Here is a 19,717-nt window from a genome sequence, read left to right as displayed (position 1 = left end):
GAATCTTCTTAAATAAAACTTATTGAAGTTTTAAACTCTTGTTAATTAAATTCAAATTGAAGCTGCCACAATAAACCCGCTTGTCCATGCATTTTGGAAATTGAATCCTCCGGTAATGGCGTCAATATTAACAATTTCACCAGCAAAATAAAGGTTTTCATGCAGTTTACTTTCCATAGTTTTGAAGTTGATTTCTTTTAAATCGATTCCGCCAGCCGTTACAAATTCTTCTTTAAACGTACTTTTTCCATTGACTTGAAAAGTGCCATTTGTAAGTTGATTTGTTAAGTTTTGCAGCTGTAATTTTGATAAATCAGCCCATTTCGTTTCGGCTTCAATTCCTGAAGCGAGCACTAAACTTTCCCATAATCTATTGGTGATTTCAAATGGTGATTTTTTGGAAACTGATTTTTTAGCGTGTTCTTGCTTTAATTCTTTTAGCTTTTTCTCCACATCTTCTTTTTCTGCGTCATTCAACCAATTCACGAAAATGGTAAACTGATAATTTTTATCATGCAAGATTCGGGCACCCCAAGCGGAGAGTTTCAATATCGCAGGTCCACTCATTCCCCAATGCGTGATCAATAAAGGTCCCGTGGAAGTAAGTTTGGTATCTTTTACTTTTACGGTTGCTAAAGCGGCAACACCAGGTAATTCTTTTATTCTAGAATCTTTGATATTAAACGTAAATAGGGAAGGGACTGGAGTAATTACAGCATGCCCAAAAGACTGCAGCATTTCCCAGATTTTAGGATTGCTTCCGGTAGCTAGAATCAGTTTTTCGGCAAGATAATTTTCAGTTTGGGTTTCTATTTTCCAAAATTTTTCTCCTGAAACTTCGGGATTGAAAATAGATTGTACGCTTTGACCGGTCAGTACGGCAATTCCAAGTTTTTGTGTCGCTTTTAGGAAACAATCAATAATGGTTTGTGATGAATTGGAGACCGGAAACATACGTCCGTCTGCTTCAATTTTGAGTTCCACGCCATGTTTCTCGAACCATTCAATGGTATCGCCAGAACAAAACTGATGAAATGGACCTCGCAATTCTTTTTCGCCACGCGGATAGAACTTTACTAATTCGTTCGGTTCAAAGCAAGCGTGGGTTACGTTGCATCTTCCACCGCCTGAGATGCGTACTTTCTGGAGTACATCACCGCCACGCTCTAAAATGGCGACTTTCAGTTTTGGATTTTTCTCCACGATGTTAATGGCTGTAAAAAAACCCGCTGCTCCACCGCCTACTATTATTATGTCGAAATTTTGATTCATTTATTATCTATTGCTAGAGTTAGGTCGTTAAGTTTTTTATGCAAATGTAGTTCCCTTAATTGTTTTATTATTTTTTTTGAACCATTAAGAGAGTAAAGCTAATTAAGTTTTTAGTGTTACTGTAATTTTCTTAATGACCTCAAATTCCCTTAATTGTTGAATCATTTCTTTTTAACAATTAAGAGATTTAAGTTATTGTTACTGTAAATTTCTTAATGACCTTAATTTGCTTAATTGTTTAATTATTTTTTTTAACAATTAAGGGAGTTAAGAGATTTAAGTTGTTGTTACTGTAAATTTCTTAATCATTCAGCACTTTTAAGTTATTCATCAGATAGTCGTAAAAAATACTCGTTAATTAAAGGCTTACACGATTTTGAAATGTTAGTAGTATTGAAATTGATTAGTAATCCTTGTGGCATGCCTAATAATTTCATGTAGGTGAGTAGTTTTGCTTCGTCAATTGGATGAAATTTTTCCACAGTTTTTAACTCAACAATAATTGATTCATTTACCAGCAAGTCCAAACGTAATGCATGTGCGAGTTCTAAATCGTAGTAATCTATTTCAATATTTAATTGTTGTTTTACATTATACCCGTTTTTTTCTAATTCATATTTCAAGCATTCTTCATAAATTTTTTCTAGTAGACCGGGTCCTAGTTTTTTATGAACTTTTATTGCGTAACCAATAATTTCATAAGATAATTGTGTAATCTCTTTTTTTGTCATGAATTGAAACTTTTACCTAGTTACTTAAATGACTTAATTTTCTTAATGGTAGAGAAAAAAAACATTTTGTCAAAAATACAATATTCTAGTTCATATTCTATTGGGAAAATCAGTGATGATTCCGTTTACGTTGAAGGTTTTTATTTTTTGAATGTCTTCTAATTCATTAATTGTCCAAGGGAAAACATCGAATCCTTTTACTTGGATTTGTGCCGTATTTGCTTTGGTCAATAGATGAAAATGCGGATGAATTGATTTTGCCTGAATGAATTTGGCGAAAGCCAAAGCCAAGTCTAAATCGGTTTCTGTTAAAACTCCAATAGGGATTTTATCATTTAAAAACGCCACTTGTTGTAACGCATTCCAATCAAAACTGGAAACTAAAAATTGGTCGTATTTCCAGCCTTTTTTGGTAACATACTTTTCAATAAGTGCAACTACTTTGTCCGTTACTTCATAGCTTTTTAGTTCAATATTGATAAAACAATCTTGGTTTACCAACTCAAGGACTTCTTTGAGTGTTGGGATTTGCTGCGCTAGTTCGTTTAAATGCCTAGGGTTGTTTGTTTCATTGATTCGAAAAGCCTTCAATTCGCGTAAAGATAAGGTGTTTACTAAGCCTTCTCCGTTGGTAGTTCTATCTATAGTTTCGTCATGAATTACTATTATTTCACCGTCAGCACTTAAATGAACGTCCAGTTCAATGCCATCCACTTGCACATTCAATGCTTTTTGGAATGAAGCCAACGTATTCTCTGGTTCATGTCCTCTTGCGCCACGATGTCCAATTTTGAGCATGGAAGTAATTTTTCACAAAGGTAGTATAAATACAAAAGCACAAACTTAATTGGTTTGTGCTTTTATAAATGGATTCATTTGTGGTTTGCATTAAAAAATTACTTTAAGTCATCAACAGGTGTAGTAGTTTTTATTTCTTCACTTTTATCTTCTCCTTTTAAGTAAGTAGGTAAGTTAAGTCCTGCCATGTTGAACAAATCGTTTAAGGGAGGTACGGTTTTCATCATTCCAGCGACAAAGTTGGCAGTGGATCCAGCCCCGTTGTCTCCTGCATTACCAGAATCCCAAACAGTAGTTTTATCAATTTTGATATTTTTAACTGCTTCAACTTGGGTTTTTACTAATTCGGGCAACTTTTCAATTAATAATAATTGAAAGGCTTTTGTTGGGTCGCCACCTGCTGCACTAACTACTGCACGGTACCCTTCGGCCTGTTTAGTTAAAATTTCATATAAACCCTTCGCCTCGGCTTCCATTTTTGCAAAGATGGCGTCTGCTTCCCCTTTTGCTAATTCTCTTGTTTTTTCTGCTTCCGCCTGTGCATCTATAATTGCTTTTTGTTTCGCAATTTGCGCAGGAATAACCACATTTGCATTTTGTGTAGATCGTTCTCTTTCTGCACGAGCTTCTTCCGCTTTTTGTTCGGCAGCATAAGACTCTTCTAATGCTCTTGCACTTTGTACTTTTCAGATGCTAAAGCAGTTCGCAACGCTTCCGCCTCGCGCTCTCGTCGCGCTGCTTCTGACTGTGCAATAGCAATTCGGGCTTCATTTTCCCCTTGAATTGCAACGGCATTGGCTTCAGATGTTTTTACGCGGGTATCTCTTTGTGCTTCTGCTTTACCAATACTTTCGTCTTTAAAAGCAGCAGCAATACTAACTTCTCGGTCTTTATTAGTTATTGCAATTTTCACATCACGATCTCTGTGCGTTTCAGCAATTTGAACGTCTTTTTCTCGATCAGCCAATGCCTTTAAAGTTTCTCCAATTCTTTCTTGTTCAGCAACTGAAATTTTTGCTTCATTGATTGCTTTTGCAGCAGCTTCTTTTCCTAAAGCTTCAATATATCCAGATTCATCTTTGATATCCGTTACGTTAACGTTAATTAATTTTAAACCAATTTTCTTTAATTCAGAATCAACGTTTTTCGAAATGTTATCCAAGAATTTATCTCTGTCAGAATTAATTTCTTCAATTGTCATAGTCGCAATAACTAAGCGTAGTTGACCAAACAAAATGTCCTTAGCTAACTCTTGAATTTGCTCCGGTAGTAAACCTAATAGACGTTCAGCAGCGGTATTCATACTTTCTGCTTCGGTTGAAATGGCGATAGTAAATCGACAGGGAACATCAACACGAATATTTTGACGCGACAAAGCATTTGTTAAATTGGCATCAATAGAAAGTGGTTTTAAATCTAGGTACTGGAAATCTTGAACAACAGGCCAAATAAAAGCACCGCCACCATGCACACATTTTGCAGAGGTTCCACCTGTGCGGCCATATATAACTAGAATTTTATCTGAGGGACATCTCTTGTATCGAGAAATAAGGGTTAAGAAGGTTACAAAAACAACAAATACAGCAACAACAATAATGATAATTTCAGTCATGGTTTAGTTTAATTTAATATTTTTCTACAATTAATAAGTTGTTTTCGATAGCCACGACTTTTACCGAAGTGTTTGAAGGAATTTTTTCAGGTGAAAAAGTCATGGCATCTAATTCATGAAAAGTTCCATTTATACTAATAAGTATTTTTCCTTTGCCGGATTTCGATTCAGGGATTGTTAGGTATACTTGTGCTGTTTTGTGAAGTGCGTATTCTATTTTAAAGCTATTGTTCTCAGACAATTTTAAAATTTGTTTAATTACGAAAAAGAATATAGCAACAAAAAACAACCCTACTAAAACAGAAATAATAATTAAAATTGTTTTGTTTTGGATACTGTTATAAAATGAAATTCCGGTCCAACTAAATCCTAATAAAAAGTTGATTAAGTTACGTAAAGTAAAAATTTCAAAAGGTAATTCTCCGTCGATAGCATCAGAATCAATGTCGGTTTCACCGTCGCTTAAACCAATAAAGGTCATAATGGTTTGGAATCCAAAGAATAAGCTTACTGGTAAAGCAATGTACCAGAAAGCCTTGAGTAATGGTTCGTAATTTTCTAAAAAATTTATAGTTATGATTTGATTGTCTAAAGTAGACGATATTTTTTACAAAAGGTTACAAATGGAAAATATTATTTATTCTAATAAAATCTATCTTAAAATGAAAGGCACAGATCGCTTTGAAACTGTGCCTTTTGGTTGTAAATATACTTCTCGTAAAGTCCTAAATTAAATTTTTGAAGTTCTGTAATATCCTGATGAGTTTTTCTTCAAACTATTTTTTCAATTCCAGTAATACAAGATCAAATGCTGAATCAATTGTTACTTTTCCGCTGGAAACGATGGCTTCCTTGCCGGAGTAGGCATCTTTTACTTTTGATCCATCTTCGAAAATTGACCCCACTGAAAGTTCTTTGGTGCCATTCGCTAAATCCAATCCTACTACCACTGCATCCGAATAATTTCCTTTAGAAAAAGTTCTGGAAAAAATATACGGTTGAGCCGAAATTTGCTGGTGAATTCCTGCTCCAACTGAAGGGTGATTTTTTCTAAACTGTCCTAATTTTTGCCAATGCAAAAGTGTATTCTGTGTTTCTGGATTTGATTTGATAGCTTCCCAATTCATAAAGGAACGCAAAGTTGCATCGCCTTGTGTACCTTCAATTACGAGAGAACGAGCACTTTCATCACCATAATATACTTGTGATACTCCAGGGGAAAGCAATAATTTTGTCCCTGCTTCTTTGCTTTTGGTGCGTTTGGCATCAAAAGGCCCGCCGTCATCGTGCGAGGACAAATAGTTTAAAACACTGTATACTTTCAGTTCATTATTGAGTTTGCTTGAATATTTAGAAAAAATAAATTCATAGTCTTTTTGTGCATCCCATTTGAATTCAAAATTGATCATGTTGTTGAAACCATTTTTGAAATAGTTAATTTTTTTGTCTCCAAAATCAAAATCTTGTCCGCCGCTAATGCCGTAATTGTATACTTCAGCAAGGGTATAGAAGGAATTGTTATCCAATACTTTTGTAGGGTTGTTTTTCTTCCAAGTGGCAAACGCATAATCACATTGCGTTTTAAATTCGGCCCAAACGGTTTCATCGGTATGTTTTACGGTATCGCCTCTATATCCATCAATTCCATATTCTGTGATGTAATCTGTCAACCATTTGATGATGTAATATTTTGGTGCTCTTGGATATCCCGTACGAGCAAAAAACGCGTCCAATTCTTTCATTTCCTGTTCGTAACGTCCTTCTTTTTTCCATTTTTCGATTAAAAAAGGCGGTAAAGTCACTGCTTGATTGTTCTCTGTTTTTATATCCGGAAGATTAGCAACAAGTGTACAAGCGGTTGTTCCATCAAAAGATTTGTAATCGCAATTGGGTCCGGTTCTCACCCAGTCATTTGGCCAAACCGTATCTTCGGCAGTTACGGGTCCTGTATGATTGATTACGCCATCTAGAATGATGCGGATTCCGTGTGCGTGTGCTTTTTGAACTAAAGCGGCTAAATCTTCTTTGGTTCCAAAGTTAGGATCTAAGTTCGTCCAATCTCTGGCCCAATAGCCATGAAACCCATAACTCAATCCCGTTCCTTCGTCAACGGCATCGTGGATTTGTTCTACAATTGGTGTAAACCAAATGGCATTGATTCCTAATTTATCAAAATAACCTTCATCAATTTTTTGAGAAATCCCTTTGATATCGCCACCTTCAAAACCACGCAATTTTCCCGTAGTTTTAGTTCTGTTGAAGTTCATATCATTTGAAGTATCTCCATTATTAAAACGGTCCGTCATCAGGAAATAAACATTCGCTCCTTCCCAAACGAAAGGGGTTTTGTTGCTCTCAGTAACCGTTTTTGTGCTGGAGCAACTACTTAGTAAAGTCATCGTAATTAGTAAAAATGGGATTGAATATTTTTTCATTTTTTTGTAATTTTTATTTCAATTCTAAAATCAAAACCGATTTAGGTTCTATTATTATTTCGTTGGTAATGTCAAACGTTAATTCAGAAATCACATCTTTTCCTGTTTTAAAGTTTTTGCTGTTTTCTTTGAAACGGTCTGTTTTTATCGTTTTGGTTTCATTACTGTTGTTTAGTAACACCATGATGGTTTCTTCAGCATTGTATCTAAAATAGACGTAGGTGTTATTTTCAGGAATGTAATGCGTCATTTTTCCGGAATGAATCACTTTTTTTGCTTTTCTCCAATTGAATAATTTAGATGTAAAATCGAAATACTCACTTTGTCCAGGAGTTCGTCCTTCTTTAACAAAAGCATTGTTTGGATCGCCTTCCCAACCGCCTGGAAAATCCTGACGGATATCCGCATCACCTTTGTTTTTATCGCCAGCCATACCTATCTCGCTTCCATAATACAATTGTGGAATCCCACGAACCGTTGCCAATACGGTCATGGCCATTTTGTATTTTCTAATGTCGTTTTCGTAGGTTTGATTGATGCGATTGGTATCGTGATTTTCCACAAATAGCAACATATTGTTCGTATTTGGATACAGAAAATCATTCGTAAAATTATCATAGATTTTTACCATTCCTTTGTCCCATGCGCCTTTATCTTCGTTGAAAACTTTACTGGTTGCCTCGTATAATGTAAAATCCATTATACTGGGTAGGTACGAATTGTAATTTTGAATAGCGGCAATTTTGCTGTCTTTTTGCCAATAGGCCATTTGCGCTTGACTTTGCATCCAAACTTCTCCTACAATATTAAAATTGGGGTATTCATCGGTTATGGATTTGGTCCAATTTGCAATTCCTTTTGGATCAGAATAATTATAAGTATCTACTCTAAAACCATCCAAATCAGCTGATTCAATCCACCAAATCGCATTCTGAATCAAGTATTTTAAAGTCAAAGGATTCTTTAAATTTAAATCAGGCATTGTGGGAACAAACCAACCGTCTATGGCAATTTTTTTATCAATTTCAGAGGCGTTGGTGTCATGAATTACCGTTCGTTTATGATTGGTTTGAGTGTAGCTATCAAAATGATTAATCCATTCTTTTGTTGGTAACTCTTTCATCATCCAATGTTCAATTCCCCAGTGATTCGTCACATAATCCATCACCAGTTTCATGTCTCGTTTGTGCATTTCAGTTGCCAATCGTGCATAATCTTCATTAGTTCCATAACGAGGATCTATTTTATACACATCAGATTGGCCATAAGTATGATAGGAATAAGCGGCATCATTGTCCTCGCAAAGTGGTGTGCTCCAGATGGCAGTTGCTCCAAGTGCTGCAATGTAATCTAAGTTTTTTATGATTCCTTCAATATCGCCACCGTGCCTACCGCCAGGTAAATCTCGGTTGTTTTTTTCTTTAGTGTTTTTCTCGCTGTCGTTGTTTCTGTTTCCATTGGCAAAGCGATCAGGCATCAGTAAATACATCATATCCGAAGAATCGAAACTTTTGCGTTGCGCAGATTTTTCTCTTCGTTTCTTTAAGCTGTATTTTTGTGTAAATGTTTCTTTTTTATCGCTTTTAAAAGTAAAAACGAAATCAGTTGCTGCTACTTTTTTGGTGTCAATGGTAACAAAAATGTAGTTGGGATTTTCTGTTCTTTTAACGTTGGTAATTTTTATTCCGTTCGAAGCTGTAACTTGGTATTGTGCAATTTCTTTGCCGTAGAACAATATTTGTAACTCAGGATTTTGCATACCTGCGTACCAAAATGGAGGTTCTACCTTGTCGATTTGAGCGTGTAAAGTTAAAGACATAAAAAAAAGGAATACGGTTATTTTTTTTAGAAAATCCCTATTTTGGAAAGGTAAAGAAATAATTTTATTCATGTTGAAATACATTGATTACATTTAATTTTAATGAGAATTTTACAAAAAAAGATGCCTGTTACAAGGAATTAAGTAGTTGGACCTATTTAATATCGTACTATAAAATGACTGAAATAATATTTAACATATAAGTCATATAAGCATTAAACCTTAAATGACCTTATTGTTGCTTAAGTTATGTAAGCCTCACAAATGAAACTTAAATGACTTATATGGAAAAAAATGCGCCATTGTTTTATTCTTATAGCTTATGCCGTGACTAATTCAAATAAGACTCAGACTTATATAAACAATCCCAATGTGAATTGGGATTGTTTGTAAGCTCAACTGCGCTTTTAATTAAATGATAGATTGAACGGCAAGTTCTAGTAATTTTTTTTTAGGCGGTAGCTAAATTGTCTGACTTAACTACAATAGGCTGACCGTTTACTATGATTTCCAATTCTTTAGTGCCGTCAATGGAAAAAGAAGTTTCCTTGTGATTGATAGCGACTTTCAAAATTTGGTTTCTAAAATTAATTTTAAACGAATAGCCTTCCCATTCTTTTGGGATTTTTGGAGAAAAATGAAGTTTATCTTCTTTAATTCTCATGCCTCCAAAACCTTCTACGATACTCATCCAAGTTCCGGCCATAGAGGTAATGTGACAGCCTTCTTCCACTTCTTTGTTATAATCATCAAGATCCAAACGCGAAGTTCTTAAATAAAACGTGTATGCCATGTCCATTTTTTCTAATAAAGCGGCTTGAATAGAATGCACACATGGTGAGAGTGAACTTTCATGAACCGTAAAAGATTCGTAAAATTCAAAGTTGTTTTTTAGTTCTTCTTTCGAAAAATGATCTTCGAAGAAATAAAAACACTGTAAAACATCGGCTTGTTTGATATAAGGTGAACGCAAAATGCGATCCCAAGACCATTTTTGATTGATTGGTCTTTGACTTTTGTCCAAATCCACTACGCGAACCAATTCTTTGTCCAAGAAACCGTCTTGTTGCAAGTATACATTATGTTCTTCCGAAAAAGGGAAATACATATTGTCCGAAACTTTTTTCCAAGATTGTAATTCGGAATCTGAGATTTTTACTTTTTCGGTAATTCTTTTGTGATCCGAAGGGTATTCCAGAGACACTTTTTGAATTTGTTCATAGGTATATTCCAGACACCATTTTGCTATATAATTCGTGTAGAAATTATTGTTTACGTTGTTCTCATATTCATTAGGACCCGTAACGCCAAGAATTACATATTGGTTTAAATTAGTCGAAAAATTCGCTCTTTGATGCCAGAAACGCGCAATTCCGATTAAAACCTCTAGTCCTTTTTCAGGAATGTAACTGTAATCGCCAGTGTATCTGTAAAAGTTATAAATGGCAAATGCGATGGCACCATTTCTATGAATTTCTTCAAAAGTAATTTCCCATTCGTTATGGCATTCTTCGCCGTTCATTGTCACCATTGGGTACAAAGCAGCTCCGTTAGTAAATCCTAATTTGGTTGCATTTTCAATGGCTTTATCCAATTGATTGTAGCGGTACGTCAATAAGTTTCTGGCCACTTCTTGGTCTTTGGTCGCCATGTAAAACGGAATGCAATACGCCTCAGTGTCCCAATAGGTAGATCCGCCGTATTTTTCGCCGGTAAATCCTTTTGGTCCAATATTCAATCGGGAATCTTTTCCTAAATAGGTTTGGTTCAACTGAAAAATATTGAAACGAATTCCTTGTTGTGCTTTTACATCGCCATCAATGGTAATGTCTGACATTTCCCAAATTTTTGCCCAAGCATTAATTTGGTCCTGCAACATTTGTTCATATCCTAATGCCAAAGCGGATTGAATCACTTTTTCGGCAGCAGTAATAGTGTTTTCATGGTTTAAAGAAACCGTGTAGCCACCAATTTTTTGTATCGATGATTTCTGGCCTTGAGCCACAATGACATCATAGCTAAATTGAATTTTATCTGCCTTTGCATCAATATTAGAAGGAGAAATTCCCGTTTTTTCACCATTTGTCAAAATGGTATTTTGCATGAAAGTGGTAGCTTTGAAATGAGTTTTGAACGTTTGAGCGGTTACAAAAGCCTCATTTCCAGATTTTTTTACGTCAAGCGGTTTCCAGAATTTTTCTTCCCAGTTCGCATCTTCATTGGTTACACCAGCATCAATATACGGTTTGTAAATTATTTTTGCATCTTTATTCAAAGGTGTGATTTCGTAATTAATAACGCCAACCTCATCCAAGTTCAAGGAAAGAAAACGACGCACATTTACGGAAATTTCAGTACCGTTTTTTAAGGTAGCTTCAAAAGAACGATGGTACCAACCTTCTTTCATATTCAGCTCACGACGAAAATTTTTAACGTCAGAACACGTATTCAAATCCAGTTTTTCATCGTTGATTTCAATGTCGATTCCAATCCAGTTTGGTGCATTCAAAACCTTGGCAAAATATTCCGGATAGCCGTTTTTCCACCAGCCCACTTTAGTTTTATCTGGATAATAAATTCCGGCAATATAACTTCCCTGGAAGGTTTCTCCAGTATAATTTTCTTCAAAATTGGCACGTTGTCCCATGGCGCCGTTACCAATGCTGAACAAACTTTCGGATGATTTTACACACTCGGCATCAAATCCTTCTTCTATGATAGACCAATTATCCGGTTTTATATAATCTTGATTCATTTTTTTCTAATTTAAAAATTCAATCATTTAGAAATTCAAAGATTGTTGTGATCCACATTCAATCTAATCTTTTTTACTTTTTGAATTTGTTTCTTTATCCTTTAATTAATTCTTCTATAAAAGCGGTGTCTATGGCTGTAAAATCCGTAAAGATATATTTTGCCTCATGTAAAGTACTTGCTTCTCCTATTCCTATGCTGGTCATGTTTCCAATGTTAGCTGCTTGAACTCCTGCCACTGAATCTTCAAAAACGATTGAATCTTCGGGTTTGGTGTTCAATAATTTTGCAGCCATCAGGAAAACTTCGGGATCCGGTTTGGCATTTGTCACATCATTTCCATCTACAACAGCATCAAAATAATGTCTGATTCCCGTTTTCTCCAAAATAGGACGTGCATTTTTGCTGGCTGAACCTAAAGCAATGGGTTGGTTTTTTTCTTTTAAATATTGTAACAGGGTTAGAACGCCGGGCAGTAGTTCGCTTTGATCCATGTCTACCAAATACGTCAGGTATTCTTCATTTTTCTGAATCAGCCATTTGTTTTTGTCTTCTTGCGAAGCGGTTACTTTTCCTAATTCTAAAATAATATCAAGAGAGCGTACTCGGCTTACGCCTTTTAATAGCTCGTTGTGTTCTAATGTAAAGTCAATGTCTAACTCATTTGCAATTTTTTGCCATGCTAAAAAGTGATATTTCGCTGTATCAACAATTACTCCATCAAGGTCGAAGATGAATGCTTTCTTATTCATTTATTATAATTTTTGATTCGTCATTAATGGTTAGAGCTATAATTCCCGCAAGGATCATGGAAGCCCCACCAATTAATAGGGCATAAATAGGTTCGCTGTTAAAGAATTGAGAGATTAAAAATCCTAAAATCGAGGCAGCTACTAATTGTGGGATAACAATAAAGAAGTTGAAAACTCCCATGTAATACCCCATTTTGTTAGAAGGTAAGGAACCCGATAACATGGCGTAAGGGATGGACAGGATGCTGGCCCAAGCAATTCCAATGCCAATCATGGGCAGCCATTCCATCATAAAAGCCGTAGGTTCCTGGATGAAATACATAGAGATAAGTCCCAAACCACCGCATACTAATGCAATAAAATGAGTAAATTTTGTGCTGGTATATTTTGCCAATAGCGGGAGTAAAAAAGCGGCAATGGCAGCAATCAAATTATAATTGGCAAACATTTCACCTACTTGATTCGCCCCTGTATTGTAGGCTTCAGAGGTAGTATCTGTTGTTCCATAAATGTGTTGGGTCACCGCTAGTGTCGTATAAATCCACATGGAGAAAAGTGCAAACCAAGAAAAGAATTGTACCCAGGCTAATTGCTTCATGATTTTTGGCATGAACTGAAAATCATTCATGATGGTCACAAAACCATTGTTAGTGCTATTGTTTTTTTGCATGATACCAGAAACCAGCATAGCCAACCCACCCAAACCGATGAGCCCAAGGGAGAGGACATATAAGTCTTTCTTTAAATCGTAGTTATAAATCAGTGCCGAAAATAATACACTAACGATCAAAAATAGAATTCCTTTTGATAAATGTGATTTTCCATTAGTAATGAACCAGTCTGCAGTATGTTCTTCTTTTGTGAATGTGGTTTCTTTGTGTTGTTCAAAAGCGGCTAGCTCCTCAGGAGAATATTCCTTAGAGGTGATAACAGTCCAGAGAACCGTTACAATAAATACAATTCCGCCAAAATAGAAGGAATATTTAACTGAATCAGGAATTACACCAAGTGGTGCGGTGTTTTCAACGCCAAAATGGGTAAAGATTAACGGTAGTTTTGATGCGAAGTAAGCGCCAATTCCGATAAAAAAGCTTTGCATGGCAAATCCCAGGGTGCGTTGTTTTTCTGGAAGATTGTCTCCAACAAAAGCGCGAAAGGGTTCCATTGAAACGTTAATAGAAGCGTCCATAATCCAAAGCATTCCTGCTGCAATCCATAAAACGGGAGAATTGGGCATGATAAATAATGCTGCCGAAGCTAAAATAGCCCCTGCTAAAAAATAAGGTTTTCTCCGACCTAATTTAGTCCAGGTTCTATCTGAGAAATACCCAATTATAGGTTGGATAATTAATCCAGTCATAGGAGCAGCCACCCATAAAATAGGGATGTCATCAATGTTAGCGCCTAAAGTTTGAAATATTCTGCTGACATTCGAATTTTGCAAGGCAAAACCCATTTGAATCCCTAGAAAACCGAAACTCATGTTCCAAATTTGCCAGAAACTTAATTTACGCTTTTCCATTATCGTAATTTAAATATTAATACGATAAGCGCTATGCTTATCAAAACTTATCTTATTTTCGAAGTAAAAGTTAAAGTTTTGAGGGGTAAATATAAAAATATATTTCAAACTTTTGTTTTTGAGAAACAAAAAATAGAGAACTTTTTTTACTACAAGGTTGTAGTAAGTCAAAAATTAACAAACAAAAGCTAATTCGTTGATTCTCTTTCGATCAAATGGGTTTCAATTACTTCGGTTTTATAGTTTTCATCTTCCTCATCTTCTTTCGACTCTAGTCTTTCAATAAGCATTTTTGCGGCCTTGTTTCCCATTTTTATGCCGCTTTGACTCACTGTTGTAATAGTAGGAGTAGAATATTTAGAAATTATGCCATCCGTAAAGGCGATAACAGCAAGATCTTTAGGAACATTGAGTCCTATTTTATTGGCCGTTTTAATGATGGTTACAGCAAATAGTTCATTTACAGCAAAAACAGCATCAATAGCTTTGTCTTCTAATAGTTTTCCAATAGTGATTTCGCAAGTATCTACATCTTCGATTTTTATAATTAGGTTTTCATTGAAGGGGATGTCATTGTCTAAAAGTGCTTTAATGTAACCATCCGTTCGGAGTTTACCCACGCTCACGTAATCTACAGTGGTCACAAGGGCAATCTTTTTCCGACCTTTATCAATCAAGCTTTGAACGGCTTCATACGCTGCAGATTGATCGTCAATTATCACCTTATCGCACAGAATATCATTGGTAACTCTGTCAAACATGACAACTGGCATGCCTTGATTGATAACTTCTGTAATGTGATGAAAATCTCCTCTAAACTGGGTTTCTTTAGAGAGTGACATGATGAAACCATCGATACTTCCATTGGCAAGCATTTCCATATTAAGCACTTCTTTGTCAAAGGAGTCATCTGAAAGACAGATGATCACACTATAACCATGTTCGTTGGCTACATGTTCAATTCCGTTGATGACCGTAGAGAAAAAATGATGCACAATTTCTGGAATGATGATTCCAATAGTTTTGGTTTTTCTATTTTTTAAGCTAAGCGCAATATTGTTGGGTTTGTAATTGTAGAATTTGGCGAAAGCCTGCACTTTAAGTCTAGTTTCTTCGCCTATTTCGAGACTGTTTCTAAGTGACTTGGAAACTGTTGAAATGGAAACGTCTAATTCTTTTGCAATTTGTTTAAGCGTTATTTTCCTTTTCATAGTAGTTTTTGGTAAAAATTTATTTCTTACTAAAGGTAAAATTAAATTTTACAAATGGTAATTAAAGTGGTAAAAATTTAAATAAATCAGAAAGTTTTCAACACTATTACGTTTTCGTAGCCCTTTAAAATTTGGTCTTTGTCGGGAGTACTAAAATTTACATAAATTTAACATTCGAAGTACTAGTTAAGCTTGAAAATTCAAGAAAAATTAAATTAAATTAAACAAAAAGTATGAAAACAATTTATAAAAAGTTGTTAATTTTATTACTGCTACTCCCTTTTAGCGTTCTGGCTCAGAATACGGTGGGCGGAACTGTTCTGGATAAAGCATCTGGACAACCAATTCCGGGGGTAAATGTAAATGTACAGGGTGCTGCAAACGGAGTTTCTACTGATTTTGATGGTAAATACCAGCTTACAAATGTAAAAAGAGGCGATAAAATCGTTTTTTCTTATATTGGTTACATGAATACCGTTGTGGATTATGTTGCTCAAAATTCACTGAATGTATCTTTAGAAGAAGATGCCAATCAGTTAAAAGAAGTTGTAATCCAAGTGGGTTACGGAACGGTTAAGAAGAAAGATGCTACAGGAGCTGTAACAGTTTTGACTTCAAAAGATTTTAATAAAGGGCCAGTAACTTCTGCGGATCAAATGATTCAAGGTAAGGTAGCTGGTTTACAAATCATCAATGGTGGTGGTTCTCCAGGTGAAGGTGCTACGATTAGAATTAGAAGCGGATCTTCATTGTCAGCTAATAACGATCCTTTGTATGTAATTGATGGTGTGCCAGTAGCTGCTGGTGGGGTAGAAGGAAGTAGAAATCCATTGACAACAATCAACCAAAATAATATCGAGTCTATTTCGGTTTTAAAAGATGCTTCGGCAACGGCTATTTATGGTTCTCGTGCTTCTAATGGGGTAATTATCATTACTACCAAAAAAGGAAAAGCAGGTGATTTACAAATAAACTATAACGGAAGTTTTCAAGTATCTGAAATTACAAAAAAAGTAGATGCTTTATCTAGTACACAGTTCAGAGATTTTGTAACGGCTAACGGAACCGCCGCTCAAATTGCATTAATGGGAGCTGCTGATACGGACTGGCAAGATGAAATCTATAGAACAGCTATTGGTACAGATCATAATGTTTCTTTAAGCGGGGGTTCTGATAACATCGTTTATAGAGCATCGGTAGGATATGCTAATTTGAATGGTATCTTGAAAAGAGATAATATGGAGCGTAGTACCATGTCTGCAAATGTAACAGGGAACTTTTTGGAGAATCATTTAAAAATTGAAGTGAACAACAATACTTCTCTTATTAAAAGTAACTATAGTAATCGTGGCGCTATTGGTTCGGCAATTCGTTTTGATCCAACACAAGTGGTCAGAAATCCTGATGGAACTTTTTTCCAATGGTATACTTCTCCAACTCAAATAAACCAATTGTCAGGAAGAAACCCTTTATCTCAAATTGAACAACAAAATAGCTTTGGAACTGCTTATAGAAGTATTGGAAACATCCAAACAGAATATAAAATGCATTTTTTACCAGAATTGAAAGCGGTTGCTAATCTTGGTTACGATCAATTAACAGGAAGATCTTTTGGTAATACTGAAGCTGATTATCTAAATGGGCTTTCTGGTTCTGGGTATAACAATACCTACGAAAAAACACAATCCCGTTTCAATAAATTGATGGATTTGTTTTTGAATTATAATAAGAAATTGGAGTCTATTGATACACAATTAGATGTAACTGCAGGGTATTCGTACCAAGATTTTAGAGAGTCATTTAACTCTTCAAATTTTAATTTCCAAAGTAATAATACTACTGTTGATCCTAACTTTCCTTCCCGTATCAATTTGCAATCGTTTTTTGCAAGAACAAATATTTCAGTTGCTGACAAGTACTTATTAACTTTGTCTTATAGACGTGATGGTACCTCAAGATTTACGGAGTCAAATCGTTGGGCTAATTTCCCTGCAGTTGCTTTGGCTTGGAAGTTAAACGAAGAAAATTTCTTGAAAGACGTTGAAAGTATTTCTACTTTAAAACTTCGTGGAGGTTGGGGTATTACAGGACAACAAGATATTGGTATTAGCTATCCTTCTATTCCTTTGTATTTAGCTTCTAATACAGCTGCTCAATACCAATTTGGAAGTGATTTTTATACCACATATAGACCACAACCGTACAATAGTAATTTGAAGTGGGAACAAACCACTACGGTTAATGCAGGTTTAGATTTTGGATTTGTGAATAATAGAATAAACGGTAGTGTAGATTTATACAAAAGAACTACTGAAGATTTATTATTGTACACTCAAAATCCTTCTTTCTTCGGTTTTTCAAACTTTGATAATTACAACGTAGGAACGATAGAAAACAAAGGAATTGAAATTGCAGCAGAAGTGATTCCTTTTCGCAATGACAATTTTGAATGGAGAATTGGTGGAAACGTAACGTTCCAAGATTCTAAAATCACAAAATTGACAACTACACAACCAAATACTCCAGGAATTAACATTGGTGGATACGAAGGTGCTACAGGGAATACGATTCAAAATCACCAAGTAGGATTTGCGCCAAGTTCATTTTATGTATATGAGCAAGCGTACGGTGTAGATGGAAAAGCAATAGATGGCGTGTATATCGACAGAAATAATGACGGATTGATTACACAACAAGACAAATACCGTTTCCACAAACCTGCAGCTGATGTTTTTTACGGTTTCAATACAAGTGTGACCTACAAAAACTTTGATATGGGAATGAACTGGAGAGGATCTTGGGGTAACTACAATTACAACAACGTAGATTCAAGCAAAGGTTCTTTCAATAACATTTTGATCAGAAATACGGATTTATCTAATGGTGTTGAAAATCTATTGGAAACGGGTTTCAGATCTAATGATACCAAACGTTTCGAATCCGATTACTACATTCAAGATGCTTCTTTTGTAAGATTAGACAACGTAAGTGTTGGATATACTTTCAATCAAAAAGACAAAGCCTCTTCATTAGTAAAAATGACATTGTCTGCTCAAAACGTTTTGATAATTACAAAATATGAAGGTTTGGATCCAGAGATTTCTGGAGGTATAGATGGGAATTTATACCCACGACCAATAACTTTTACGTTAGGTTTAAACGTTAATTTCTAATACAAATATCAAGAAAAATGAAAAAGATACAAACAAAATTATGGGGTATTTCATTGTTACTGTTGGTGCTATTATTCCCATCGTGTACAGATGATTTAAGCCAGTCTCCAGAGGGCAACGTTGCTGTTCCTGGTGAAGAATTTTTTAGCACGCCAGAATCGTACAAACAAAATTTAGCTAAATTATATGCAGGATTTGCTACTTCAGGTCAAACGGCTGCTGGTTCTCCTGATATCTCTGGAATTGATGAAGGGGAAAGTCAATATATTAGAGGTTTCTGGTTGATGCAGGAATTGACTACGGATGAGGCAGTTATTGCTTGGAATGACGGAACAATAAAAGATCTTCACTCACAAACGTGGACTTCATTAGACCGTTTTATCACAGCTACATTTGCACGTTTTTCGTTCCAAATCGTAAACTGTAACGAGTTTTTGAGACAAACTACCGATGAAAAATTAGCTGCAAGAGGTCTTGATGCTGCTTTGATAGCAGAAATTAATACGTACAGAGCTGAGGCACGTTTCATTAGAGCATTTACCTATTGGCATTTAATCGATATGTTTGGTGGAGGTTCATTAGTAACTGAAAATTCACCAACGACCTTTTACTATCCTGAATATGCTACAAGAGCAGAATTATACAAATTTGTTGATGAGGAGTTAACTGCGATCATTCCAGAATTGAAAGCGGCAAAATCAAATGAAGCGTATCGAGTAGATCAAGCAGCTGCTTGGATGTTGCAAGCAAAATTGTATATGAATGCTAAAGTATACATTGGAACTGATAATTATGCTGGAGCATTGCCATTGATCAATAAAGTTATTGCTTCAGGTTATGCATTGCACAACAATTACAACCAATTATTTTTTGCAGACAATGATAGAAACGGAGCTCAAAATGAATTTATTTTCACAATTGCCTTTGACGGTCTTAGAACACAAACGTACGGTGGAACTACTTTCTTGACACATGCCCCAGTAGGTGGTTCTATGAAAGCTTCTGAATTTGGAATCAATGGTGGTTGGGCTGGAATCAGAACAACAGCAGCATTTGTTGACAAGTTTAGTGCAAACACAACAGATTCAAGAGGTCAATTTTACACAGATGGACAAACGAAAGAAATTGTTGATATTAGTAATTTCACGGATGGATATGCTATTCAAAAGTTTAGAAATGTAACAGTAAACGGTGTTCAAGGTTCAGATAAGTCAGGTGATTTCTCTGATTCTGATTTTCCAATGTTCCGTTTAGCCGATGCCTATTTAATGTATGCTGAATGTGCCGTTGTTGGTAAAGTAGGAGATCTTGGAACGGCTAGAGGGTATGTAAATGCGTTGAGAACCAGAGCAAATGCTTCGATGATAAACACGCTTACTGCTGATGCAACAGGTGCAACTTTAATTCTTGACGAAAGAGCAAAAGAATTACACTGGGAAGGACATAGAAGAACGGATTTAATTCGTTTTGGTAAATTTTCAGGCGGTAGCTACTTATGGCCTTGGAAAGGAAACGTAGCAGGTGGAGCGCCAACACAAGCGTTTAGAAATTTATTTCCTATTCCTGCTACTGCATTGTCATCAAATAATAAATTACAACAAAACCCTGGATATTAATAACTATAAAAAATAAATAAAA

Annotated in this window: 12 protein-coding genes and 1 pseudogene; 2 read left to right on the top strand and 11 right to left on the bottom strand. The window is 35.5% G+C overall.

Annotated features, from left to right (window positions below; genetic code table 11):
- Positions 1-51: 51 nt before the first annotated feature.
- The 11 genes and pseudogenes from IWX83_RS09790 to IWX83_RS09740 all read right to left on the bottom strand — a co-directional run bounded on the left by IWX83_RS09790 (position 52) and on the right by IWX83_RS09740 (position 14,906).
- Positions 52-1,272: an NAD(P)/FAD-dependent oxidoreductase gene (locus IWX83_RS09790; RefSeq protein WP_073352801.1), complete on the bottom strand. Its 1,221-nt coding sequence runs from the start codon at positions 1,270-1,272 to the stop codon at positions 52-54.
- A 323-nt stretch (positions 1,273-1,595) separates the two neighbouring features.
- Positions 1,596-2,003 (bottom strand): GxxExxY protein, encoded by a 408-nt coding sequence (locus IWX83_RS09785; protein ID WP_196829348.1) that lies wholly within the window; start codon positions 2,001-2,003, stop codon positions 1,596-1,598.
- Between the two features lie 90 nt (positions 2,004-2,093).
- Complete coding sequence (locus IWX83_RS09780) at positions 2,094-2,801, bottom strand: glycerophosphodiester phosphodiesterase family protein (protein ID WP_196829346.1); 708 nt, start codon at positions 2,799-2,801, stop codon at positions 2,094-2,096.
- 98 nt (positions 2,802-2,899) lie between these two features.
- Positions 2,900-4,413 (bottom strand): annotated as a pseudogene (locus tag IWX83_RS09775) (flotillin family protein).
- Positions 4,414-4,426: 13 nt separating this feature from the next.
- The gene (locus IWX83_RS09770) at positions 4,427-4,894 is read right to left on the bottom strand and encodes an NfeD family protein (protein ID WP_231379919.1); all 468 of its coding nucleotides are present in this window, start codon (positions 4,892-4,894) and stop codon (positions 4,427-4,429) included.
- A 295-nt stretch (positions 4,895-5,189) separates the two neighbouring features.
- A complete protein-coding gene (locus tag IWX83_RS09765; protein ID WP_196829344.1) occupies positions 5,190-6,848 on the bottom strand; it encodes an alpha-amylase family glycosyl hydrolase in 1,659 nt (552 codons plus the stop codon).
- A gap of 13 nt (positions 6,849-6,861) precedes the next feature.
- A complete protein-coding gene (locus IWX83_RS09760) occupies positions 6,862-8,739 on the bottom strand; it encodes a glycoside hydrolase family 13 protein (RefSeq protein WP_196829342.1) in 1,878 nt (625 codons plus the stop codon).
- A gap of 379 nt (positions 8,740-9,118) precedes the next feature.
- Positions 9,119-11,422: a glycoside hydrolase family 65 protein gene (locus IWX83_RS09755; protein WP_196829340.1), complete on the bottom strand. Its 2,304-nt coding sequence runs from the start codon at positions 11,420-11,422 to the stop codon at positions 9,119-9,121.
- A 94-nt stretch (positions 11,423-11,516) separates the two neighbouring features.
- On the bottom strand, positions 11,517-12,173 hold the full coding sequence (gene pgmB, locus IWX83_RS09750) for a beta-phosphoglucomutase (RefSeq protein ID WP_073352795.1): 657 nt from the start codon (positions 12,171-12,173) through the stop codon (positions 11,517-11,519).
- Positions 12,166-13,695, bottom strand: a complete 1,530-nt coding sequence (locus tag IWX83_RS09745) for an MFS transporter (RefSeq protein ID WP_196829338.1) — start codon at positions 13,693-13,695, stop codon at positions 12,166-12,168. Before IWX83_RS09745 ends, pgmB begins: the two co-directional genes overlap by 8 nt.
- A gap of 188 nt (positions 13,696-13,883) precedes the next feature.
- A complete protein-coding gene (locus IWX83_RS09740) occupies positions 13,884-14,906 on the bottom strand; it encodes a LacI family DNA-binding transcriptional regulator (RefSeq protein WP_073352793.1) in 1,023 nt (340 codons plus the stop codon).
- Positions 14,907-15,139: 233 nt separating this feature from the next.
- Here IWX83_RS09740 and IWX83_RS09735 point away from each other — a divergent pair, with 233 nt between their 5' ends.
- Positions 15,140-18,079, top strand: a complete 2,940-nt coding sequence (locus IWX83_RS09735) for a TonB-dependent receptor (RefSeq protein ID WP_196829336.1) — start codon at positions 15,140-15,142, stop codon at positions 18,077-18,079.
- A 17-nt stretch (positions 18,080-18,096) separates the two neighbouring features.
- Positions 18,097-19,695 carry a RagB/SusD family nutrient uptake outer membrane protein gene (locus tag IWX83_RS09730; RefSeq protein ID WP_196829334.1) on the top strand — a complete coding sequence of 533 codons (1,599 nt, stop codon included), beginning with the start codon at positions 18,097-18,099 and terminating at the stop codon, positions 19,693-19,695.
- Positions 19,696-19,717 lie beyond the last annotated feature (22 nt).

This window comes from Flavobacterium sp. CG_9.1 (assembly GCF_015751645.1).
Classification (GTDB): Bacteria; Bacteroidota; Bacteroidia; order Flavobacteriales; family Flavobacteriaceae; genus Flavobacterium; species Flavobacterium xanthum.
This window is presented reverse-complemented; position numbering and strand designations above follow the sequence as displayed.